Source organism: Paranoxybacillus vitaminiphilus (assembly GCF_003259935.1).
Classification (GTDB): domain Bacteria; phylum Bacillota; class Bacilli; order Bacillales; family Anoxybacillaceae; genus Paranoxybacillus; species Paranoxybacillus vitaminiphilus.
Window position 1 is genome coordinate 48,846 of record NZ_QLMH01000010.1, and the last position, 23,975, is coordinate 72,820.

A 23,975-nucleotide genomic window follows, 5' to 3' on the forward strand; every position below is an offset into this window, starting at 1 on the left:
GTCGTTTGTACTCACGCTGAAGTCCCTCCTATTCCCCTTTATACACTGGCTTTCTTTTTTCCTTGAACGCCTGCAAGCCTTCAAGACGATCTTTTGTAGGGATGGTAATTTCATAGGCCATTTGTTCAAGTTTTAATCCAGAATATAAGTCCACTTCCAAGCCCCGGTTAATTGCTAATTTCGCTTGAGCGACGGCAATCGGGGCGTTTTCCACAATCTGATTGGCAATCTCGTGGGCGTTTTCCAGCAGTTGCGGCAGTGGAACAACATATTCCACTAATCCAATCCGTTCCGCTTCCGCCGCAGTAATCCGTTTTGCAGTATAGATTAACTCTTTTGCCCGTCCTGTTCCGATAAGCCGCGGCAGACGCTGCGTTCCACCGGCGCCCGGAATAATGCCAAGCGATGTTTCTGTTAACCCCATTTTTGCTGTATCAGCAGCAATACGAATGTCACAAGCAAGAGCCAATTCTAAACCACCGCCGAATGCGGCTCCATTCATGGCGCAAATAACCGGCTGCGGCAGTTGTTCAAATGCATGAATCGTTTCCCGTATAAGCGATACGGTTTGCCGCACTTCTGTTTCATTCATTTGCGCCCGCTCTTTTAAATCGGCTCCAGCGCAAAATGCTTTTTCTCCAGCTCCTGTGACAATGACACAACGTACATTTCGATTAAATTTTAACTGCTGTTGTATCTCCCTTATCTCATTAAGCATTGTTAAGGACAGTGCATTGGCCGCTTCAGGACGGTTTAATGTAAGAATGGCGACACCATTATCTAACGCGGAATAGAGTACCGATGTGGACATGTATAAATTCCTCCTCAGCTAAGTTGGCATTCCGATTCATTTAATGTCTGCAAATAATGACTGTTTAGTTTTCGGCCTATTTTTTCTTGGATAAAAAGCGCTGCTTTTACTAACAGCTCCATTTGAACTCCTGTGGCAATGCCCATCCCGTCGAGCATATATAACAAATCATCGGTCGCTAAGTTGCCCGAAGCGCCCGGGGCATACGGACATCCTCCTAATCCCCCAAGCGCGCTGTCGAACGTCGTGATTCCCATCTCAAGCGAGGCAAGAACGTTCGCCAATGCTGTACCGCGAGTGTTATGAAAATGCATGGCCAGCTTTTCTTTTGGAAATCTCTTCAGAAATTGTTCGAGCACCTCTTGTACTTGACGCGGATTTGCCACGCCAATCGTATCGCCTAATGAAAGTTCATCAATTCCCATTTCAAATAGTTTGTCAGCTACTTTGATTGTCTGCTCCACATCGATCGAACCTTCGTATGGGCAGCCGAAAACGGTCGAGACATAGCCCCGCACCGTTTTTCCGACTTTCTTTGCTTGAATCACGACTTCCTGCAAAACAGGAAATGTTTCAGCAATGGATTTATTAATGTTTTTTCGATTATGCGTTTCGCTTGCAGACATAAAAACGGAGACTTCGTCTACGCCAGCCGCCAGCGCCCTTTCTAAACCTTTTAAATTCGGTACAAGAGCGGCATAAGTGACTCCTTGTATTTTCTCAATGTTTGCTGCCACCTCAGCCGCGTCGGCTAACTGCGGAATCCATTTCGGATGAACAAAAGAAGTAATTTCAATATAAGTTAATCCCGTTTTTGACAGTTGATTAATCCAAGCAATTTTGTCTTTCGTAGAAATAAAAGCCTTTTCATTTTGCAATCCGTCACGGGGGCCCACTTCTTTAATCGTGACTTGCTTGGGCCATTTGCTCATCTTCATCCCACCTTTACTCAAGCTCAATTAATACATCGCCCTCGTTGACAAAGTCGCCTTCTTGTACCTTAATTTCTTTCACTGTACCGGACGTCTCTGCGGCAATCGGAATTTCCATCTTCATCGATTCTAAAATGACCACATCCTGACCTTCTGTAACTTGTTCACCAATACTCACGACAATTTTCCATACATTACCTGCCATTGTTGCAACTACTTGACTCATCATCAATTCCTCCATTTCCTGTTTCTATCATTTAACTGTTGTTTTATTTAGATATATATTTACAAAATTTGTTGTTGTATTTCCTTTTTGAAATTGAGGATGTGAAAGAACTTCTTTCAGCATTGGAATATTCGTCTTAATTCCTTCTACTTTATAGTTTTCAAGCGCCTGCAGCATACGTTCAATCGCTTCTTGGCGGCTTTGCCCTTTCACGATTAACTTGGCAATCATCGGGTCATAAAACGGCGTTACGGTTGAGCCGCTCGTAACCGCTGTTTCATTGCGGATATGTTCGCCGTTTGGCGTTTCAAAAACAGTAATTTTTCCAGGAGACGGGAAAAATGTTTTTGGATCTTCGGCATAAATACGCACCTCAATTGCATGACCATCTTGTTTTATTTGTTCTTGTGTATAAGGCAGCGTTTTTCCTGCGGCAACCCGCAATTGCTCTTCAACTAAATCCAGACCGGTAATTTCCTCTGTGACGGGGTGCTCCACTTGAAGTCTTGTGTTCATTTCAAGAAAATAGAAATTTTTTTGCTCATCAACAAGAAATTCGATCGTACCCGCGTTTGTATAGCCAATATGCTTTGCCGCCTTCACAGCGGTTTCCCCCATTTTTCGGCGGGTTTGTTCATCCAAAAACGGAGATGGAGCTTCTTCAATGACTTTCTGGTGACGGCGTTGAATCGAGCATTCTCTCTCCCATAAATACAAGTAATTTCCGTGTTGGTCGGCGAGAATTTGAATTTCAATATGCCTTGGATTTTCAATATATTTTTCCATATACATCGCACCATCACCGAAGAAAGAGGCGGCGCGCTTTTGATTCCCTTCAAACGCCTTTCTCAATTCTTCTTCGTTACGGACGACTTGCATGCCGATGCCTCCACCGCCGGCAGACGCTTTTAGCATAATCGGGTAACCAATTTCCAGCGCCGTTTTTGCTGCTTCTTCCACATCAGCCAGAGGAAAAGAGATTCCCGGTACAACAGGAACTCCCGCTTCTTCCATTGTTTTCCGCGATTCAATTTTGCTTCCCATTCGCGCGATTACATCCCCTTTTGGACCAATAAAGATGATGCCTTCTTCTTCACAACGGCGGGCAAAAGCAGGATTTTCTGATAACAAGCCGTACCCGGGATGAATCGCTTCTGCTTTTGTTTCTTTCGCCACTTCTATCATTTTTTCAATGTTCAAATAGCTTTCATTGACGCGCGGCTTTCCGATTAAATAAGCTTCATCTGCCAATTGAACGTGCAGCGACTCTGCATCCGCTTCTGAATATACTGCGACTGTTTGAATGCCTAATTTTTTGCATGTGCGAATCACCCTTACAGCAATTTCACCGCGGTTAGCAATTAACACTTTTGAAAACATCCGAATCACCTCCATGCCTTTACACTGGATTTTGTTTCAATTGTTCAATCACTTCTTTCGCTTGTTCACGAAGCTTAAATTTTTGGATTTTACCTGACGCTGTCATCGGATAAGATTTTGTAAATTGAATATAGCGCGGAATTTTATGGCGCGAGATTTTCCCTTTGCAAAATTCACGAATTTCTTCAGCCGTAGCCGTTTCACCTTCTTTTAAAATAATCCATGCCATCACTTCTTCACCGTACTTTTCATCAGGTACTCCGACTACTTGCACATCTAAAATTTTCGGATGTTTGTATAAAAATTCTTCAATTTCGCGCGGATAAATGTTTTCTCCGCCGCGAATGATCATATCCTTTAACCGGCCCGTAATGCGGCAATAGCCGTTTTCGTCCATCACCGCCAAATCTCCTGTATGCAGCCATCCGTCTTTATCAATCGCTTCACGTGTTGCATCTGGATTATTATAGTAACCTTTCATGACATGATAGCCGCGCGTGCATAATTCACCTTGTACACCGCGTGGAACTTCTTTATTCGTTCCCGGTTCGACAATTTTTACTTCTACATTTGGGAGAGCGCGCCCGACCGTTTCAACACGCAGTTCAATTGGATCGTCCGTTCGCGTTTGCGTAATAACCGGAGAAGACTCCGTTTGTCCATACGCGATTGTAATCTCTTTTGCTCCCATTTTTTCCATGACCGCTTTCATTACTTCGATTGGGCAATTGGAGCCGGCCATGATGCCGGTACGAAGCGAAGATAAATCATATTTATCAAAATCCGGATCGTTCAGCTCAGCAATAAACATCGTCGGTACTCCATGTAATGCGGTACATTTCTCATCTTGTACCGTCTGCAGCACTCGTTTCGCATTGAACTCTTCAATCGGAACCATTGTCGCTCCGACAGAGACGCAGGCAAGCGTACCGAGGACGCAACCGAAACAATGAAAGAACGGTACCGGAATACATAGACGATCTTCTTTTGTTAACTTCATGCATTCCGCGATATTGCGGGCATTGTTTACGATGTTGTAATGTGTTAACATGACTCCTTTCGGAAACCCTGTCGTGCCGGAAGTGTACTGCATATTAATGACATCATGCGGGTCCAATGAGTTCATGCGCTGATCCAATTCTTCGTCCGACACTTCTTCTGCCATTTTAATAAGGTCATTCCATGAATATGTTCCTGGATAGCGGTTTTCACCTAAAACAATGACATTGCGCAGATAAGGTAAACGTTTTGCCTGAAGTTTTCCTGGTTCGCATGTCTTTAATTCCGGAGCGATTTCATAAATCATATCAATATAAGAGGAGTCGCGGTATTGTTCCATGAGAATGAGCGTCGTCGAATCAGATTGCTTCAGCAAATATTCTAATTCGGCAGTGCGGTAATTTGTATTGACGGTAACAAGCACTGCTCCCATTTTTCCCGTTGCAAACTGGCAAGCAAGCCACTCCGGCTTATTCGTTGCCCAAACAGCAATATGTTCGCCAGCCTTGATTCCAAGCTTCATCAATCCGCGGGCAACCACCCGACAATAATCATCAAACTGCTTGTACGACAGACGAAGCCCGCGGTCGGCATAGACGACCGCTTCATGATCAGGATGCAATTTCGCTTTTTCCTCCAACAATTTTCCAACAGTAATGTTTAGTAAATCAGCCATAGTTTTTCCTCCTTTTTTAGTACAATTCTACGAATCTATACTAAAAAACTATGCTTTAACAACGAAATTTAGCATCCTAGTTGACGGGCAATGACGATTCGCTGCACCTCGGAAGTTCCTTCACCGATTTCCATCAGCTTCATATCGCGAAGATGTCTTTCCACTTCATATTCCTTCATATATCCATAGCCGCCATGAATTTGAATCGCTTGATTGCAAATTTGAAATCCCATTTCAGAAGCAAACAATTTCGCAAAAGCGGCTTCTTTTGTAAACGGTTTGTTGTTGTCTTTTAACCATGCCGCTTTGTAAACCATGTTTCTTGCCAATTCAATTTGCATCGCCATATCCGCCAATTTAAATTGAATGGCCTGGAACTTGGAAATCGATTGACCGAATTGTGTTCGTTCCTTTGCATACTGCAATGCTTTTTCAAACGCAGCTTGGGCAATGCCGACTGCTAGAGCAGCAATGGAAATACGTCCGCCGTCAAGCGTATATAAAAACTGCTTAAAGCCTTTTTTCGGATCGCCTAATAAGTTTTCTTTTGGTACACGTACATCTTCAAGAACAAGTTCGCATGTGTTCGAGGCACGAACCCCCATTTTGTCATAATTGCAATGGATTTTGAAACCTGGAGTATCCGTTGGAACGATAATGGCAGAGATAATATTTTTCCCGTTCTCGTCTTTTCCTGTTACCGCAGTTACAATCACTTGTCTTGCATAGCCTGCATTTGTAATCCAACATTTTTCCCCGTTAATGACATACTCATCCCCATCGAGCACGGCTCTTGTCCGCGTGCCGCCTGCATCAGAACCTGCGTTAGGCTCAGTAAGACCAAATGCTCCTAGCGTTTCCCCTTTCGCCATTGGGACAAGCCATTTTTGTTTTTGTTCTTCAGTCCCAAAATAATAAATGGGACTCGCCCCCAATGAGACAGCAGCTGCATAGCTAAGCCCTGTTCCTCCACAGGCACGACCGATTTCCTCTACAGCAACGGCATATGAGATGGTGTCGCCGCCTGATCCGCCATACTCTTCAGGAAATGGTATCCCAAGCAGACCTAGCTCCCCCATCTTTTTAAACGTTTCGATTGGAAACTTTGCGGTGCGATCCCATTCTGCTGCATACGGTTTAATTTCTTTTTCAGCAAAATCTCTTACCATTTCCTTAATCATTTGCTGTTCTTTTGTTAATTCAAAATTCATGTTTTTCTCCCCCTTTGTTTGAGTGAAAAATGATATTTATACCAACTAGTCGGTCCTTTTTGATATCAGACCGACTAGTTGGTCTGATATCTCAATAAATCATAATAAATGAAAGAGCCATTTTTTTAAGAATGAGAGAAATTTCTTAAAAAGAATGCCGCAATCTCCTCTTTTTGCTTAGCACTCTCCGTAAGTAAGGAATGCAAAATTAAATCCGTAAAAATTTTTGCTATTTCTTCAATCGTCATTGAACCATTTGGCTTATACCATTTATATGTCCAGTTGACCATCCCGATAATCGACATACCGGTAATTTCTACAGGAAGTTCAGACCTAAATTCTCCTGCTTCAATTCCATCACGAATAACTTGAAAAATGACTTGTTTATATTGTTCGCGCTTTTCATTAATTTTTTCGGAATATTCTGGTTTAAGATAGGTGCTTTCTTGGTAAAAGACTGTAATGTGGGGTTTGTATAAATCAAATACTTTTACAAACGATTGTATAATGGCGCACAGCCGCTTTGTCGGAGTTTGATATTTTGCATATGCTTCTTGTGCTTTATTCAATACGTAACTAATAAACACATCGTGGATATGATAAAGGAGCTCGTCTTTCGATTTGAAATTGTGGTAAAATCCCCCTTTTGAAGTATTGCATTCCGTAACAATGCGATCAACGGTGACACCGTGATAACCGTATTTTTCAAAAAGATTTAGCGCGGTTTCTATAATTCTTTCTTTTAACTGCTTCTCTGCCATATAAATCCCCTTTACTTTTATATTAACACACTTTTCAGAAAAATAGTACAATTTTTTATTTTTTATAAAAAATCATCTTTCATTTATTACATTGATTATAAAAATAGGAATTTTATCATGTCAAATATATACTTCAATTACTGGTTTTCCCTAGTTTTATTGCCAGTTCTATAGCAAATAAGTGAATAAAACAGAAGCATCCGAAAAAATTTATACTTTTTGTTTTATCGTTCATTTTTATAAAAATGACTCAATAGTTCGCTAACATTTAGTTATCTATTTACTGCAATCGTTTAGTGTTATAATTACGTAGTAACTTAATAATGAATAAAAGGGGAATGAAAAGATGAGTAAAATTCTTGTCATTAACGGGAGTTCAAGAGAAAACGGAAATACAGAACGATTAACGTCTATAATGCTAGAAAATATTTCACATGCTCATATCCATCTAAGGGATTATGTCATTAAACCAATTATCGATAAACGCCATACAGTAGAAGGATTTAGCCCCGTCGATGATGGTTACGATCAAATTATTCAATCCGTACTCGAACACGACATTCTTATTTTTGCTACACCGCTTTATTGGTACGGCATGAGCGGATATATGAAAAACTTTATTGATCGCTGGTCACAAAGTTTAAGAGACAAACGATTTGATTTTAAAAAAGAGATGGGCATGAAAAAAGGGTTCGTTGTCATTTGCGGCGGGGACAACCCTGATATGAAAGGATTGCCGCTCATTCAACAATTTCAATATATTTTCAACTTTGTTGGTCTTGAATACATAGGATATATTATCGGTGAAGGCAACGCTCCTGATGAAGTGTTGCAAGATGAAAGAGCGATTGTTCAAGCTAATCACTGGAATAAATTTTTCAAGAACCTATAAAAATGAAAATTCCCCGGATTTTCCGGGGAATTTTCATTTGCCTTTATGTATAATCACCGCTTTCTATCTAAACAATATAAACGGAGGTGTTTTCATGGAGCCTATGTTATGTCCAAATTGTAAAACAAATCGCACTCGCTTTAACATTATCGAGCAAACACCGAAAGCTGTTAAAATCAACCCTCAAACAGGCGCAATTGAGCAGGAATATACAGACGGAAATCTGGATTCGTTTCATATGCCATACCGTGGCCCATCCTACCGCGTTCAATGTGCTGCTTGCGGGCTCATTGAAACCCCTGAAATGTTTATTAAACGAGCGCAACATCAAATGGATTGATATATGAAGGAGGATTTTTTCGTTGGCAAACAAAAAGCAAACTCCATCCAATGAAGTAAATCAAAAGAAACTCGTTGATGATAAGGTGAACAAAGCAAGAGCAACTGGATTTGAAGATGACCACATTCGGAAAGTGACACAAAATGGCGCAGATGGTCAATAACTGCAAACGAGGTTTCTTCCTGTAAAAAAAGTTGTTCATGATCGCGTGATATTAATTTTCGAATTAATCTTATCCCCCAAATCCGCTATGAAAGTTCTATATACTTCTGAGCAAATACTACATTATTAATGAAGGGAAATTCGTTATAGAAAAGAAGAAAGAATTAATGAAGAAGCGGCAATGAACAATCATCTACATTCTTCCACTTTGTAAATGAACCAAGATATCATTAAACAGCATCAACAACGGAAAATAGGTAAAACAGACAGAAAAAGGGCTGATTTATAAGTGTCCGGCCTCACGCACTATATAACGTATTATGTACCATATATTGTAGTTGCGGGGTCTGACACTTTGCTTTTAGATCAGCCCTTTTTCAATTAGTGAGAAGACTTCAATTTCTAAATGTGCAGGGGTAGGTACGGAGTCGTTCAAGCATTAGTCCCTGCTCAGTAAGCGTTCCCTTGTTGTAATAAATTCATCCCACATCATAATAAATAAATCAATTAACTTAGGATCGAATTGATGGCCGCTTCCATCCATTAAAATCGCTTTTACTTGTTCTGGAGGAAATGCATCCTTGTATACTCTCTTCGAAAGTAAGGCGTCAAATACATCGACAATGGCGACAATTCTTCCTTCAAGGGGAATTTCTTCTCCTTTTAAGCCGTTTGGATATCCTTGGCCGTTCCACCACTCATGATGCGTACGGGCGATCGATGCAGCCATTTGGATGACAGGCAAATCCAAGTTAGATAAAATTTGATGTCCAATTTGAGCATGTGTTTTCATTGAGTCCCATTCTTCATTTGTCAGTTTTCCTGGTTTATTTAAGATCGAATCAGGTATTCCTACCTTCCCGATATCATGAAACTTCGCAGCAATTTCGATGTTTGCCACAAATTTTTCATCACATCCTGCTAAACGGGCAAGCATACCAGAAAGAATGCCAATTCGTTCAACATGATTTTTCGTATCATCATCACGATATTCTGCTAATTGTAAAAGTTTCTCAATTGTATGGAACATGACTTTTGATTCTCTTGTTATATCTTGAATAATTAAAAGCGCACGTGAAAGCTCGAATATTTTGTTCTGTGGAAGCGGGCGCACCTTATAATAATGCAATCCATCAACACTTTCAACTGTTGTCATCATCGTTTCTTGCTTTCCTTCTAATACAGGACATCCCGAACAAGGCACAGTACGTTTATGCAACACTTCATAGCAGCGCTTTCCAATCGGCGAATCTCCAGTCATTCCCAACGATTTTACGAACCGTTTCATTTTTTCATCTGTCCATGTAAGACGACCGAAATCAATCGTGCTAATTTCGTACGCATAAATCTCAAGAAAATCAAAATCGCGCAAAAATAAATATGGCCGTATGATTTCGTGAATCATTGACAAAGTAAACTTTGTAAGCCTTTCAAATGAATGAATATATTGTAGTATATATTGATTAGCCAAATATTCTTTTGTCATAAAAACTTTTCTCAGTGCATCGCAAAGCGTTTCCCCGGTAATTTGAAAAAAATTTTCGTGATATTTGCTCTCAATGATAACGCGGCTCCAATCACGAATAATTCGAAAAAACGCTTCAGAATCTTGGTATATTTTTTCTTGAAAAAATTGCAGTAAGAATGTTTTAATATAAGCAAAAAAATTTTCTAACTCCACGAATGTGTAGACACGTTCGTTGCCAATACGTTGCAAAAATATATCCCTGAAATAGGTCATAATTTGCTCCACTTGGAATGAAATATAACCGCTAAATTGATTTAGGTTTTGTACATCTTCATCCGTGAATCCATTTATTTGGCGAACTTTTTCAAATTCGAAACGAAGAGGATGTGCGGCTTTTTGCAGTTCGATCTTGCTGTAGGCTTCGAGTGTTAGTTGCATATCAAACGAGAAAAGCGCGTGAATGGCATTATATAAAGGCAAAGCGACATTCGGTATTGTTCTGGATAAATGAATAGAAATAATGTCCGCATACTTTGTATAGGTTGACAAATACCATTTCAACTCTAAGCCAACTTCCGAATGTTTCAGTCCGATATTATATCGTTTTTGTATATATTCATCATTTATTGTTGCTAAAAAGCATTCTTTCAAATATTCTTTTTGTGTTTCTTTTAAATGAGTAAGGTTAGAATGTTCATGAATAAGTTTCTTAAGTTTTTCTACTTTCATGATTTCTTCATATAGCTCATCGACAATTGTATCAATTAAAGGGATTAAATGATTTCGATGATGATAGATTAATTGAAGCTTTTCTTCTGTAACTCCGGTATATTGTAACTGTCTTAGCCGATTTTGATCTGTCACAAGTATCCGCTTCATTGGCAATTCCCCTTATTTTATATGGCATTCTATCATTATTTTACAACTGGATAGAAAAGATAAAAAGTTACAAAAAAAAGAATATTATGACAAATATGCATAAAAAAGAAAGAGGCTGTCTCAAGTCCAGGCTCAGACCTTACGACACAATTATATATTGTGAAACGCGCGTGAGGTCAGACCCTTATGAAACAGTCTCCTTCTTTCGCTGTCAAACTCCTACCTAATTTATCCGAGTATTTCAATAACATATCCTTCATTCGTTAATACTTGATGAATTTTCGCAATATGTTCTTGGTTTTTCGTCTCTAATGAAAAATAAATTTCTGCTTGTCCTGGCAGCACTTTTGCTCCAACACGCTGATGATGAATCGAGAGAACATTGGCCTCTAACTCAGCAATAATTCGCAGCAGTTTATTTAACTGACCAGGTTTATCGGAAATCACGGTTGTAAATGTAACGAAACGTCCTGATTCGAAAAGACCGCGTTCAATAATTCGGGAAATCAGTGTAACATCCACATTACCGCCGCTTAATATAGAAACCACTTTTTTTCCTTTAAAAGGAAGTTTGTCATACAAGACAGCTGCAAGGGAGCATGCAGCGGAACCTTCGACTAACAATTTATTACGCTCTAATAGATACAGCATTGTGCGGGAAATTTCTGCTTCATCAACACAAATCACATCGTCAACATATTTTTGAATGTATTGATAAGTTAATTCACCTGGTTTTTTCACTGCAATTCCGTCAGCGATCGTATCAGATGCTTGAATGACAATCGGTTTATTATGGCGAAGCGCAGCCGTCATACCAGGACATGCTGATGATTCCACACCGTAGACTTTAATCGAAGGATTATGTTCTTTCAAAGTAAAGGCAACCCCGGCGAGCAAGCCCCCGCCGCCAACCGGACAAAGAACAGCTTCCACATCAGGAAGTTGTTCCAATATTTCCAAAGCGATCGTTCCCTGTCCGGCAATAACCGCTTCGTCATCAAACGGATGTACAAACGTTGCTCCCCTTTTCCGCTGCAAATCAAGAGCATATTCAAGCGACTCATCAAAAATGTCACCGTGTAAAATAACTTCGGCACCATATCCTTTCGTTGCTTCCATTTTACTTAATGGTGCCCTTTTCGGCATGACAATTGTACACGGAATGCCAATCATGCTGCTCGAGTAGGCCACTCCTTGCGCATGATTTCCAGCCGAAGCGGCAATCACACCGCGTTTGCGCTCTTCGTCGCTAAGTGACATAATTTTATTAAATGAGCCACGCACTTTAAAAGAGCCGGTTTTTTGCAAATTTTCCAGCTTCATATACACATCGTTGCCGGACAATTTACTAAATGTATACGAGTAATCTAATGGCGTTTTATGAATCGTTTTTTCCATTCGTTTTTTAGCCTGCAAAACATCATGTAATGTCAGCATTTGAATAATCACCTAACTATCTGTAAAATTGACGAGTTTAAACGATCCCAAAGATACATTATATCGATATATTACTGCTTTCATCAAGTAGCTGCCGCAACATTCGTGTATTTTATCCTGCAAGCTGTACTCCCTATTCCGTCTTTCTTCCATGAACCTCTCCCCCCTACCCTTCGCTTGGAGGCGGGAGACTTCTCGGTGAACATGTTAAAAATATGACTTAAGACGCATACGGTAAGGAATAGAAAAGCGGCAAAGCTTCGAAGTACTGGATAATTTGCATGAAAAAACCGAAAAGAGAAACGAGCAATCCCGAATCATGCCGCCCCAAAGTAAGATACCCTTTACTTGGTCAATCAAGCACTCATTGTAAACATCGCTATTTTAAATCCATTTTTGCACGCATTATGATTCATCTTTTGAAAAATAAAGACATTTCGATTATGATATAAAGGCAACTATGTCATATAATGAGGTGTCATTTATGGAAAAGCAACGTTATCTCCCGCTCTTATTCGCGGTTATGTTTCTTGTCATGGCCGGTTTTGGGATTATTATTCCCGTATTGCCTTTCTTTGCTGAAAAAGTGGGGGCAAATCCTACACAATTAGGACTTTTAATGGCTGTATATTCCTTTATGCAGCTCATCTTTGCGCCAATATGGGGACGGCTGTCAGATCGTTATGGCCGCAAACCGATTTTGCTCATTGGAATCAGCGGGTTAACGATTTCGTTCTTTTTATTTGCTGTTTCTACTGAACTTTGGATGCTTTTTGCAGCGCGCATATTAGGCGGATTGCTTTCTTCGGCAACGATGCCGACGGCAATGGCCTATGTAGCTGATGTAACAACACCGGAAAACCGTGGAAAAAGCATGGGAATGATTGGGGCAGCGATCGGGTTAGGATTTATTTTCGGACCGGCGATTGGCGGCATTTTTTCAAAAACAAGTTTAAATATGCCATTCTTTATTGCCGCTTTTCTTTCACTCATGACGTCCCTGTTCGTTTTCCTATTTTTAAAAGAATCGCTGCCAAAAGAAATGCGTACCGAAAAGTCACAGCAACGTGAATCCATTTGGAAAGCATTTAGCGGAACAATTATTTTTTTATACATATTGCAGTTTTTCGTTTCTTTTTCGCTATCTGGTCTTGAGGCGACATTTGCTTATTATGCTGCGAAACGAGCAAATATTGGTTCAACGGAATTAGGATATATTTTTATGATTATGGGTTTGGCAGGAGCATTCGTTCAAGGCGGATTAATCGGCAAGCTGATTAAAAAGTTCGGTGAAGGAAAAGTCATTCAAGGAGGAATTATCGTTTCGGCAATCGGTTTTGCATTAATTTTATTGATTAAAGATTTCTTGACAGCCGCTTTATATTTATCGATTTTCGGCATCGGAAACGGCGTGATTCGTCCATGCCTTTCGTCACTGATTACGAAACATTCAACAATTGGACAAGGAAGCGCGACAGGGCTTTTGTCTTCATTTGATTCGCTCGGCCGCATTGCCGGCCCGCCGATAGCAGGTTGGCTGTTTACAATGATGATTGGGCTGCCGTATGTGTCCGGCATTGTATTATCATTTGGCGCATTCATTTTATTCTATCTCTTCTCGCGGCAAACAAAAAAGGAAAAAATAACAATGATATAAATGCCAGCCCCTCACGACAATATTTAAAGTCCATTTTCGTCGTCGTTGAGGGGGCTGGCCTTTTATTTTTGAACGGTTCTTTAGTGAATGATTTGTTTGTATTTTTATTCTATCATTTAGAACATAGTTTTATTTTATAAGATTATTAGCAAAAAAGAGCTGACCAAAAACAAAGCATCAGCCCCCTCGATCATCATAGAAACACTATACGTGAGGTCAAATCCTCTTTCCTTTACAAAGGTTTAAGCAATTGTATTTGGCCGGCTTACATAATCGCTCTGTCCCTTTTTGTTTTTTACAATGAAGTAGAAAACAAGCGCTAACGAAATGCCGCCAAATACGACAACCATCCACTGTAAACCGATTGTATCAAGCAATAAACCGGTTCCTAGTAAGACGATTTGGAACATGACGCGATCTAACATATTTTTAAACGAGAAAAACCTCCCGTGAAAGTCTTTGCTGACTTTCGTTTGGAAAATGGTCGCAACAATCGGGAAAAAGCAGCCGACAGCAAGGCCGAAAAGACTAAATGAAACAACTGAAGCGATTTTTATATAGGCAAAATAAAGTGATAAATGCGCCAAGGCAATGGTAATGGTAAAGCTGTACATTAATTTTAGTAAGTCTTTATTTACGGAAATACGTTTTACAATAAACGCACCGATCATAAAACAAATCCCTTCCGCCGCATACAATAACCCTTTAATCGAAGTGTCGTGCTGGAGTTCACTTATATTGATGACCATCAGATTAAAACCGCCGATAAACAAATACGGGACGATCATTAAAATTAAAGCAATTTTAACGATTGGAGTTTGCTTAAGAACCGGGATAATGTCTTTAAAACTTTCTTTTGAGTGCTGCTTGCTTTTATGCTGTGATGTTTCTTCCTGAATCATTAAGAAAAAAGTAGAAACAAACAGAAGCGCATATGCTACCATCGAACCAATATATAAAGAATATAAGTTCATCACTACAAGCAATGCACCGCCAAGAGCAGTACCTAGTATTCTAGCAATCGTAGCTACGTTCATATGGATACCGTTCATCGTCAATAAATCTTTTTCTGTAACAATGAGCGGTATAGCCGCCTGCAGCGCGGGAAAATAAAACGCAGCCGATATTTGAATTGCCACCATAAAACATACCATCCATAATACAGAAGAATACTTCAATGCCAGCAGCATGAAAACAACGCTTAACATCCGGGCAAAACCGGAATAAAGAAGCACTGTTTTCTTTTTAGTGCTGTCAATCACTCTTCCTGCGAGAGGTCCAACTGCTACACCCGCGAGCAGTCCCGTAAACAAAATTAAAGACTTAAAAAAATCAGAAGGCACATGGTTTTGCAAAAATTCCAAATTCCCGATAATTCCTAACCAAAGCCCTAATCCTGCGACGAATTCACCGACTAATAGCAACCATACATTTCGATTGTGCCACATACTGTCTAATCTCCATTCATTGTAATATACTTCGTTGCATTATTTTACCACATTATTTCGGTTTGCGAAATATTTTTTCGTTTTTATTTAGAACATAGTTTAACTAAATATAATTATGATACTTCCTTTGAAAATAATCGCTATCTCATCATGTTGGAACTAATGTCCCGGCAAAACAGATTAAGGTATATTTTCATTTATAAATATGGGAGTTTCACAATAAAATTGATATGATGAAAAGAGATGGCCGGAGAAAGGAAGCAGTAACAATGACAAAAAGGCTCTATTGCATAACATCACAAGCACATTTTCACAGAAAAAGCAGAGGTAACAAACGGCAGGTGCAAATAACATTTACTAACACAACAGGTTCAGCCGCATTTATAAGCTCATTGTAAATTAAAATGGAAAGGCTGATGATGAAGTGATTGATGCTCATATTCATTTAGATCAGTATCCAAATGTTGAAGCCGAAATGAAAAAATGGGAAGAAGCGGGAATAAAAGGAGTTGTCGCTGTTTCAACCGATTTGCGTTCCAGTTATCGAACACTTGAATTAAAGCTTAAATTCCCTCATTTTGTCTATGCAGCCATTGGTTTTCATCCGGAACAGACGCTTCCAAATGAAACAGATTGGAACGAATGGTTACACTTAGTAAAAACGGAGCGTCATCGGCTATCAGCGATTGGTGAGGTAGGACTGCCATATTATACTCTTAAACAATCTTCTTTTTCTTTGGCAAACTATGTTGAATTTCTTGAAAAAGTGACAGAAGCAGCAGACACTTATGATTTACCTTTAGTGCTTCATGCCGTCCATGAACATGCTGAATTAGCCCTGACCATTTTACGGAAATACAACATCAGCTCTGCACATTTTCATTGGTTAAAAGCCCCATTACCAGTTGTTGAGAAAATCATTCAGCTTGGGTATTATATTTCTGTTACACCGGAAGTATGCTATCGCCAGCGCGATCAATTACTATTATCGCACATCCCTCTTGAACAATTATTATTGGAAACAGACGGCCCTTGGCCATTTACAGGTCCATTTGCCAATATAAAGACATCACCGCTATTATTATTTGAATCTGTGAAATGTGTGGCCAAAGCTTATCAAAAAAGCGTAGAGAGTGTTCGAAAACAAGTATTGACCAACACGCTGAAACTCTACCAGTAATCAACGTTTTGTTGTATACTACTAAAGGAAGTTTTATGTAGTTGATACAATGAGGAGCAATGCTATATGACCGAGCTATCATATGAGCAACTAAAAGAAAAATATGCTGCATTAGAGAGAGAATTGCAACTTTATAAAGGCTTATTAAAACAATTCTGTTTTCCGTTTAAATACGTTGATTATAAACTAGGTCTTTCGATAGAAAAATGTCGGGAATACCCTGACCCAATCATTCACTCATTTCATCCCGATGAAACAAAGACATCGGAGTTCAACTTTCAAATCGATCCACAAATCGATTGTCCATTTGAACAAATTGAAAGCTTTTTGACGCCCATTCTTGATTTAGTCCCTCACCATATCGTATTTGTCGATGGTAACGGGATGATTACCTTATGCAACTTGCAGGCCGCAAACGATATGGGAGTGGATCGTGATTCTATTATTGGAAAACATATACGCGATTTATTACAATTACCGGATGAATTAATTATGACATTAAAAACGATTGAAACAAATGAGCCGATTTACAATCAAGAAGTATTCGACCGTTATTACGGAATCATTAATACGCGGATTATTCATAACCCTGATGGAACGATTAAACGGGTTATTAGTATGTTTCAATCGTTAAATATGATTAAAGAAACGGAAAAACTTTCGTTAGCCGGACGAATTGCGGCAGGAATTGCACATGAAATTCGCAATCCTCTTACAACAGTAAGAGGCTATTTGCAATTTTTCAAAGATCAATTGCCAAAGGATATCGTAAACTTGATCGATAAGCTGCTCATTCCTGAATTAGATCGCGCTAATGAAATCATTACCGACTTTTTGAACATTGCTAAGCCAAGGGAACTAAAAACGGAGAAAATTCATATTAATAAGTTTATTCGCGATGACCTTGGCATTTTATTACGAAGTGAAGCATTACTCCATAATGTAACCGTCCACTATCATTTAGATGAACAATTAGCCAATTACGAGGTGGAAATTGACAAAAATCAATTGCTGCAAGTATTTTTAAATTTATTCCGCAATTCAATTGAAGCAAAAGTTGCAAAAACAATGAACGTTTCCATTTCAAGTAAATTGCATAACAATAATATGGTAAAAATTAAGTTTTGCGATGATGGTCCGGGAATTCCTCCAGCGATTGTCGAGCATATATTTGATCCGTTTTTCTCAACAAAGGAAACGGGGACTGGATTAGGGCTTTCGCTCTCCCGCAAAATTATCGAACTACATAAAGGAAGCATGAAAGTCGAGAGCAGCAATGACGGAACATGCTTTATTATCGAGTTACCTGTAATAAAAAAGCAGCCCTCCAAATAAAAAACATTGGAGGGCTGCTTACATTGTACTTTTCGCTCCAACAGTCAATATTATGAGATAAATTTTATGTCTTTGACAACTTTTATCCAAAACGATAATAATAGTTATATATATTTTGATAAAAGGATGGACCACCTATGCAGTATACACCTACACTTAAAGGAAAAACGATGCAATTTATGCAAATTTTACTTCCTGTTCTCATTACTCAAGTCGGGCTTTATGCCATGAACTTTTTTGATATTATGATGTCAGGGCATGCCGGCTCCTCTGATTTAGCCGGAGTAGCAATTGGTTCAAGCATATGGGTGCCAATTTACACCGGATTAAGCGGAATTTTGCTTGCGTTGACTCCGATCGTTGCCCAGCATCTTGGCGCAGGCCGAAAAAAAGAAATTGCTTTTTCTGTTATACAGGCTGCCTATTTAGCAATCGTCATATCATTGATTGTCATTATCAGCGGCTCACTTTTTCTCGAGCCGATTTTAAGGCAGATGAAGCTCGAACCAGTCGTTCGGCAAGTTGCCCATGATTATTTAGCTGCTCTTTCAATAGGAATCGTTCCGTTATTTCTTTACAATGTATTTCGCTGTTTTATCGATGCGCTGGGACAAACACGCGTAACAATGACGATTACTCTTGCTTCTTTACCAATTAACATCTTTTTGAATGATTTGCTTATTTTTGGTCAACTTGGTTTTCCAAAATTAGGCGGGGTTGGCGCCGGATATGCAACCGCGATTACCTACTGGTGCAGCTGCATGATGGCAATTTTCATTATCCTTCGCCGCAAACCATTTGTTGGCTATGAAATATTTAAGCAATTTTATGCTATTTCTTTTAAAGAATGGAAAATTTTACTAAAAATAGGAATTCCGATCGGCTTTTCCATCTTTTTTGAAACAAGTATCTTTGCCGCTGTCACCTTGCTGATGAGTGAATTTGATACGGTAACCATTGCCGCTCACCAAAGTGCGATGAACTTTGCTTCGCTTCTTTATATGATTCCATTAAGCATCTCGATGACACTAACCATTGCCATTGGCTTTGAAGTCGGGGCAAAGCGTTTTGTTGATGCAAAACAATATTGCTTTCTAGGCATTGGCATTGCCGTCTTCATGGCGGTTTTGACGTCTCTGTTTCTCTTCTTCTTTCGCGGAGAAGTCGCTTCAATATACACACAAGAAAGAGAAGTGCTTGAATTAGCAAAACAGTTTTTACTATATGCGATTTTCTTTCAACTGTCGGATGCAGTAGCTGCCCCGATTCAAGGTGCTTTGCGAGGCTATAAAGATGTCAATTCAACATTTTTTATGTCTTTAGTTTCTTACTGGATGATTGGTCTGCCTCTCGGCTACTTACTGGCAAATTTTACTTCTGCTCATGCATTTGGTTACTGGATTGGGCTGATTACCGGACTAGCAGCCGGTGCGTTATTTCTTTTTACGCGTTTGTTCTTTATTCAGCGGCGTTTCTCAAAGCAATCTGTGAATATAAAGTCCGCATAAATAAAAGTGTCTGACCTCATTATATATTGTTCTTATACTCTATGGGGTCCGACACTTTGCTTTAAAGTCAGTTTATGCTAAAAATTCATTTTTGATTGCCCGCCGTCTACGTTAATCGTCGCTCCGACAATCCATGAAGCTTTGTCAGAAGCAAGAAACACAACAACATTAGCAATCTCTTCGGGTGTACCAAACCGTCCTGCCGGTATTTGTTCTTGAACAAATTTGCGGATTCCTTCCGGATTTTCTTCGAGCCGTCTCTGCCAATTGCCAGTTGGATGCAAAATGCTTCCCGGTGCTACGCCGTTTACACGAATACCATATGGCGCTACTTCATTTGCCAGCGCTTTTGTAAAACTAATCAATGCTGCTTTCGCGTTATTATATGTAACTTTGCCTCCGCTTTCTCTTCCGTAAATGGATGTGATATTAATAATGCTGCCGGATTGCTTTTTTATCATTTCCCGAACGGCCAGTTGACTTAAGTGCACAGCGGAAAAATAGTTTAGTTCCATGGCCTCATAAAATAACGACAAATCTGTTTCCATTACGCTGCTTCCGTTACTTCCACCCGCATTATTAATTAAAATATCCAATGAGCCAAAGTCGTGAATAAACTGCCGGAACACTCTCTCGCGTTCCGTTTTTTCCGTTAAATCCGCCTGATACAGAACAATATTGCCAATCTCTTTTTTTGTCTCTTTTAAATAGCTTAAATCACGGGCAATGATGGCAACGTTAGCTTCTTCTTCGACAAACGCCTTGGCGATGGCTTTACCGATTCCTTTTGATCCACCTGTAACTAATACGTTTTTTCCATTTAACTGCAAATCCACTTTCCCTGCTCCCTTCTCCGCAATATTTTACCATTCCTTCCGCGAATTAATAAAAGAAAGAACGGAAAAAGCCGTATCCAAATAAGGCTTCTTCCGCATCTTCCGGCTTATTTTCCATTTTTTCATTATACTAGCACCAAGCAGCGCCGACAATAATGAGTAAGATAAACAATACAACAATTAACACGAAGCTGCGGCCGAAAAATCCACCATAGCCATAGCCGCCATAACCATAGCCGCCCCAGCCATATCCGTAACCAAATGGCATACATTCCACCTCCTAACACTTCTAGCTTATAGTCAATGTTAGTGAATGTAACATCAGAAGAAAGAAAATTTCCTACTGATGAAACTCAGATTTTTCAACTTAGCAAAACCGGCCACCAACGCATGCACAACCCACGATAATTAAAAGAATAAACAATACAACAATTAAAGAGAAACCTCCACCATAAGCTGCACCCATCTTGAGCACCTCCTTCACTTCTGTAATAGTAGACTATTCAAGTCATCATAGAATGGTTAGGCGATTTCAGAAAAATGGGTGTTTGCTGATAAAAAAGAGGCTGTCTCAACCAAGGGTCAGACCCAGCAGCACAATATATAGGACATCATGTTGAATAAATGAGCGATATATTGTGACACGCGCGTACGGTCAGACCCTTATGAGCCAGCCTCTAAGTGTGAAGGGAATTTCGATTTATCCATTTATTTTGCAGTAATTCCATTTGTTTCGTCTTTGAAATAGAAAAAATAATGAGAGCAGCCCAAATAAAACTAAAAGAATACAAATGAGTTTTTGTAAATGTTTCATGGAATAGGAAAATTCCCAACAATAAAGTGATCGTCGGAGCAATATATTGCAAAAAACCGATCATAGTTAGCGGGATTCGTTTTACTCCCTTAGCGAAATATAATAAAGGTAATGCTGTTGCCGGACCGGTTCCCATCAATAAAAGAGTAGACCAATCTGTTATATCAAAGGAGCCGATACCTTTTGCCTGTGCATAAACAATGTAAAGCAGCGCAATAGGCGTAACAACCATCGTTTCAAACGTTAAACCAATAGACGAATCAAACGTTGCTACCTTTTTCGCTAATCCATAAAACCCAAAACTGACAGCAAGCGAAATGGCAATCCAAGGAAAGCTGCCGTACTGAATTGTAATCATCAAGACACCGATCATCGCTAAAATAAAAGAAATCAACTGCCAAATATTAAGGCGTTCTTTTAAAACGATCATCCCTAATGCGACGCTGACAAGCGGATTAATGTAATAACCTAGACTTGTCTCAACAATATGTTCATGGTTTACAGCCCATATGTAAATAAACCAATTCATACTTATAAGCAGCGCAGCGGTAATCACGCTGATAGCTTGTTTCGGATTTTGCACAGCCATTTGTAATTGCTTCCAAAACAATGTCAGCTGCCGATTGAACATAAGCAATAAAATCATAAATACAAATGACCAAAAAATACGATGTGCCAAAATTTCACCTGCCGCAATATGATCTAACCATTTCCAATACAGCGGCAAAACTCCCCACATGAAATAGGCAAGTGCCACATATAAAACTCCCGTCTTTTCATTGTTTATCGAGTCTTTCATGTTCAGTCTCCTCTATTCATGTTAGTTATCATACAATATGAATAATTATAATGTTTTTTTATTTTTTTCTCCACGAAAAAACACCTGTTTCCATCTTTGGACAACAGGTGTTTTCATATGTCAACGAATAATGGATTTTTCATTTTGAAGATCGTCCTTTACAATGAAATCATTTCTGCATGTTGCACCATCGATTCAATTTGTTCAATCGTGACGGATTGCAAAAATTGATAAAAACTTAGATTTGTTGAAATACCATGTCTTTCACAATTTTTCAAGAAAAAGTTCCATGCAATTTGACATTTCTCCATATCAATCATTTTCATCACCCTTTTCTGTATTATAACAGAATTATATATTTTATATTTATTGTATAACAAAATAAAGAAATGTCAACAATCAATCGATATTTTGATGTAAAACTGTACAAAAAATAGAACGAGACAATAAAATTAGTTGATAATCTTCTTTTTCAACAGAAAACACGCTCATGTTTCCAGGAGCGATGACCATTAACAAATAACAAAAAGGCCGTCCGTTTAGACAGCCTTTTGTCGTACTGCTGTTAAATTAAAAAATGAATCAAGCAAGTGGATAATCATAGCCATAAGGACGATAACTGATACGACATCTGCTGTTCACCTTATTTTTTATTAACGAACTATGCATGCACAGCCAACAATAATCAATAAAATAAACAAGACGACTATTAACGTAAAGTTCCCACCGTAAGCACCGCTCACCACGCACACCTCCTGTAACCGTTTAAACATAACATATGCATTTACCTATACAAAAGAGCAGGTTTTATAAAAAGATCATCCAGTGAAGATGGAATCCAAAAGTTCATCTTATAATATATGCAGCTGCTGAAGTACTTTCCCAATCTTTTCGTGGATGCATACATCAAATAAATGATCAAAACGGGTGCGGTCTTTGTTGATGATGACAGTTGGAATATTTGTTTCAGTTGCAATGATGATAGGGATTTGATTAATAGGTGTTACTTCAAGAGAAGAACCAAGGACAAGAAATAAATCACTTTTATACGCAGCATCAAGCGCTTCTTCAAAATGATGAATCGCATCGCCAAAAAGAACAACATCAGGCTTTAAAATCGTGTGACAGTTTTCGCATTTTGGAACATCATGTGCATTAATATAAGATAAATGATATTTTCTAACAATGAAAAAAAGATTGACCGTAACAATTGGTCAACCTTTTTAGAAACTTTATTATTTTTGATGTTTGCTGCGTTCACCCCACCAGCCTTTTTTCTTAAAATAGAGGGCAATGCCGCCGCCAAGGCCCGCCATTAGCAGCAACGCATAGACATAACCATATTCCCATTTTAATTCCGGCATTTTTTCAAAATTCATTCCATACAGTCCGGCGATAAATGTCATCGGGAGAAATACAACACTGACTAATGTCAATGTTTTCATAATGACATTCATATGGTCAGATTTTAACGATAATTGTAAATCAAAGATGCCTGTCAGCGTTTCTTTGAACGTATCTAAAGCCGACGTTACCCGGGCAAACCGGGCAATGACATCTTGAATATAAGGATTACTTTCTTCATTCACATAAGGAAAATTGGAATGACCAACCGTTTTCATCATTTCTTCCTGCGCTTCAGCGATTTGCCGCAGTTCATGCAGCCATACTTTCCAGCGGAATACAAGATGACCAATTTCGTTGGCAAACGGTGTTTTAAAGACTTGCTTTTCCAACGCTTGAGTATGGCGGGCAATGTAATCGACCAACTCTAAATACTCCATTGCCGCTGAATTTAAAAACTGATATAAAACATATCCCGGATGAGAAAGGTCATCGGGATGGTGTTGAAGATGCATAAACAGCTGCTTGACTAATTCGATTTCCTTCTCTGTATAGCTGATGACATATCGTTCGGCCGCAATGATTCGCAGCTCTGTTTTTTGAAACTGGTCATTAACAATAAAGATGGAAACAAATGCACACTTTTCGTATTGATCAACTTTTGGAAAATCACTTCCGTCTAATAACGCTTTCTTGGCTAGCGGATGAAGAGAAAGCTGCTCCAACAGCGATGGAAGCGTTTCTTTTGTCCGTTCTGTAAAATGCAGCCAGCATACTTCGTGATCTTGAGGTAAATGCAGCATTTTCAAACTCTGTATTTGTTTTGTATTGGCATTATAACATAACATCATATGAATCCCTTTCCATTTTTAGTATATAG

Annotated in this window: 25 protein-coding genes; 7 read left to right on the forward strand and 18 right to left on the reverse strand. The window is 39.2% G+C overall.

Features of this window, described 5'->3' with window-relative positions; translation table 11 throughout:
* Positions 1-28: 28 nt before the first annotated feature.
* The 7 genes from B0I26_RS11920 to B0I26_RS11950 all read right to left on the reverse strand — a co-directional run bounded on the left by B0I26_RS11920 (position 29) and on the right by B0I26_RS11950 (position 6,996).
* On the reverse strand, positions 29-811 hold the full coding sequence (locus B0I26_RS11920; RefSeq protein ID WP_111645657.1) for an enoyl-CoA hydratase: 783 nt from the start codon (positions 809-811) through the stop codon (positions 29-31).
* A gap of 14 nt (positions 812-825) precedes the next feature.
* The gene (locus tag B0I26_RS11925) at positions 826-1,743 is read right to left on the reverse strand and encodes a hydroxymethylglutaryl-CoA lyase (RefSeq protein WP_111645658.1); all 918 of its coding nucleotides are present in this window, start codon (positions 1,741-1,743) and stop codon (positions 826-828) included.
* Positions 1,744-1,756: 13 nt separating this feature from the next.
* Complete coding sequence (locus B0I26_RS18630) at positions 1,757-1,969, reverse strand: acetyl-CoA carboxylase biotin carboxyl carrier protein subunit (RefSeq protein WP_111645659.1); 213 nt, start codon at positions 1,967-1,969, stop codon at positions 1,757-1,759.
* A gap of 27 nt (positions 1,970-1,996) precedes the next feature.
* Positions 1,997-3,349 (reverse strand): acetyl-CoA carboxylase biotin carboxylase subunit, encoded by a 1,353-nt coding sequence (gene accC, locus B0I26_RS11935; protein ID WP_111645660.1) that lies wholly within the window; start codon positions 3,347-3,349, stop codon positions 1,997-1,999.
* 19 nt (positions 3,350-3,368) lie between these two features.
* Positions 3,369-5,024 carry an AMP-binding protein gene (locus tag B0I26_RS11940; RefSeq protein ID WP_111645661.1) on the reverse strand — a complete coding sequence of 552 codons (1,656 nt, stop codon included), beginning with the start codon at positions 5,022-5,024 and terminating at the stop codon, positions 3,369-3,371.
* A gap of 68 nt (positions 5,025-5,092) precedes the next feature.
* Complete coding sequence (locus B0I26_RS11945; RefSeq protein WP_111645662.1) at positions 5,093-6,235, reverse strand: acyl-CoA dehydrogenase; 1,143 nt, start codon at positions 6,233-6,235, stop codon at positions 5,093-5,095.
* A gap of 125 nt (positions 6,236-6,360) precedes the next feature.
* Complete coding sequence (locus B0I26_RS11950) at positions 6,361-6,996, reverse strand: TetR/AcrR family transcriptional regulator (RefSeq protein ID WP_111645663.1); 636 nt, start codon at positions 6,994-6,996, stop codon at positions 6,361-6,363.
* A 355-nt stretch (positions 6,997-7,351) separates the two neighbouring features.
* Here B0I26_RS11950 and B0I26_RS11955 point away from each other — a divergent pair, with 355 nt between their 5' ends.
* The 3 genes from B0I26_RS11955 to B0I26_RS18315 all read left to right on the forward strand — a co-directional run bounded on the left by B0I26_RS11955 (position 7,352) and on the right by B0I26_RS18315 (position 8,391).
* Positions 7,352-7,888: a flavodoxin family protein gene (locus B0I26_RS11955; protein WP_181502887.1), complete on the forward strand. Its 537-nt coding sequence runs from the start codon at positions 7,352-7,354 to the stop codon at positions 7,886-7,888.
* Positions 7,889-7,982: 94 nt separating this feature from the next.
* Positions 7,983-8,228: a DNA alkylation repair protein gene (locus tag B0I26_RS11960; RefSeq protein ID WP_111645665.1), complete on the forward strand. Its 246-nt coding sequence runs from the start codon at positions 7,983-7,985 to the stop codon at positions 8,226-8,228.
* 22 nt (positions 8,229-8,250) lie between these two features.
* On the forward strand, positions 8,251-8,391 hold the full coding sequence (locus B0I26_RS18315; protein ID WP_181502869.1) for a hypothetical protein: 141 nt from the start codon (positions 8,251-8,253) through the stop codon (positions 8,389-8,391).
* A gap of 438 nt (positions 8,392-8,829) precedes the next feature.
* On the opposite strand, the gene B0I26_RS11965 is transcribed toward B0I26_RS18315, so the two are convergent.
* Positions 8,830-10,737, reverse strand: coding sequence for an HD domain-containing phosphohydrolase (locus tag B0I26_RS11965; RefSeq protein ID WP_111645666.1), 1,908 nt, complete (start codon positions 10,735-10,737; stop codon positions 8,830-8,832).
* Between the two features lie 228 nt (positions 10,738-10,965).
* A complete protein-coding gene (ilvA, locus tag B0I26_RS11970) occupies positions 10,966-12,174 on the reverse strand; it encodes a threonine ammonia-lyase (RefSeq protein ID WP_111645667.1) in 1,209 nt (402 codons plus the stop codon).
* Between the two features lie 484 nt (positions 12,175-12,658).
* Here ilvA and B0I26_RS11975 point away from each other — a divergent pair, with 484 nt between their 5' ends.
* The gene (locus B0I26_RS11975) at positions 12,659-13,831 is read left to right on the forward strand and encodes an MFS transporter (protein ID WP_111645668.1); all 1,173 of its coding nucleotides are present in this window, start codon (positions 12,659-12,661) and stop codon (positions 13,829-13,831) included.
* Between the two features lie 242 nt (positions 13,832-14,073).
* Here the strand turns inward: B0I26_RS11975 and B0I26_RS11980 are convergent, their stop codons facing one another.
* Positions 14,074-15,279, reverse strand: a complete 1,206-nt coding sequence (locus B0I26_RS11980) for an MFS transporter (RefSeq protein WP_111645669.1) — start codon at positions 15,277-15,279, stop codon at positions 14,074-14,076.
* Between the two features lie 424 nt (positions 15,280-15,703).
* On the opposite strand from B0I26_RS11980, the gene B0I26_RS11985 reads away from it, so the two are divergent.
* The 3 genes from B0I26_RS11985 (at position 15,704) to B0I26_RS11995 (ending at position 19,302) form a co-directional block, all read left to right on the forward strand.
* The gene (locus B0I26_RS11985; protein WP_111645670.1) at positions 15,704-16,459 is read left to right on the forward strand and encodes a TatD family hydrolase; all 756 of its coding nucleotides are present in this window, start codon (positions 15,704-15,706) and stop codon (positions 16,457-16,459) included.
* Between the two features lie 66 nt (positions 16,460-16,525).
* On the forward strand, positions 16,526-17,794 hold the full coding sequence (locus B0I26_RS11990; RefSeq protein ID WP_111645671.1) for a two-component system sensor histidine kinase NtrB: 1,269 nt from the start codon (positions 16,526-16,528) through the stop codon (positions 17,792-17,794).
* A 137-nt stretch (positions 17,795-17,931) separates the two neighbouring features.
* Positions 17,932-19,302: an MATE family efflux transporter gene (locus B0I26_RS11995; protein ID WP_111645672.1), complete on the forward strand. Its 1,371-nt coding sequence runs from the start codon at positions 17,932-17,934 to the stop codon at positions 19,300-19,302.
* 77 nt (positions 19,303-19,379) lie between these two features.
* Here the strand turns inward: B0I26_RS11995 and B0I26_RS12000 are convergent, their stop codons facing one another.
* From B0I26_RS12000 to B0I26_RS12030, 8 genes are all read right to left on the reverse strand, one after another.
* Complete coding sequence (locus tag B0I26_RS12000; protein WP_111645673.1) at positions 19,380-20,138, reverse strand: SDR family NAD(P)-dependent oxidoreductase; 759 nt, start codon at positions 20,136-20,138, stop codon at positions 19,380-19,382.
* A gap of 130 nt (positions 20,139-20,268) precedes the next feature.
* Positions 20,269-20,406, reverse strand: a complete 138-nt coding sequence (locus B0I26_RS12005; RefSeq protein ID WP_111645674.1) for a YjcZ family sporulation protein — start codon at positions 20,404-20,406, stop codon at positions 20,269-20,271.
* Between the two features lie 99 nt (positions 20,407-20,505).
* The gene (locus B0I26_RS12010) at positions 20,506-20,604 is read right to left on the reverse strand and encodes a YjcZ family sporulation protein (protein WP_111645675.1); all 99 of its coding nucleotides are present in this window, start codon (positions 20,602-20,604) and stop codon (positions 20,506-20,508) included.
* Positions 20,605-20,815: 211 nt separating this feature from the next.
* The gene (gene rarD / locus B0I26_RS12015) at positions 20,816-21,751 is read right to left on the reverse strand and encodes an EamA family transporter RarD (protein ID WP_111645676.1); all 936 of its coding nucleotides are present in this window, start codon (positions 21,749-21,751) and stop codon (positions 20,816-20,818) included.
* Positions 21,752-21,909: 158 nt separating this feature from the next.
* On the reverse strand, positions 21,910-22,071 hold the full coding sequence (locus tag B0I26_RS18320) for a hypothetical protein (RefSeq protein WP_181502871.1): 162 nt from the start codon (positions 22,069-22,071) through the stop codon (positions 21,910-21,912).
* 333 nt (positions 22,072-22,404) lie between these two features.
* Complete coding sequence (locus B0I26_RS12020) at positions 22,405-22,494, reverse strand: YjcZ family sporulation protein (protein ID WP_111645677.1); 90 nt, start codon at positions 22,492-22,494, stop codon at positions 22,405-22,407.
* Positions 22,495-22,602: 108 nt separating this feature from the next.
* Positions 22,603-22,962, reverse strand: a complete 360-nt coding sequence (locus B0I26_RS19010; protein WP_111645726.1) for a Sir2 family NAD-dependent protein deacetylase — start codon at positions 22,960-22,962, stop codon at positions 22,603-22,605.
* A 24-nt stretch (positions 22,963-22,986) separates the two neighbouring features.
* On the reverse strand, positions 22,987-23,946 hold the full coding sequence (locus B0I26_RS12030) for a magnesium transporter CorA family protein (protein ID WP_245934776.1): 960 nt from the start codon (positions 23,944-23,946) through the stop codon (positions 22,987-22,989).
* Positions 23,947-23,975 lie beyond the last annotated feature (29 nt).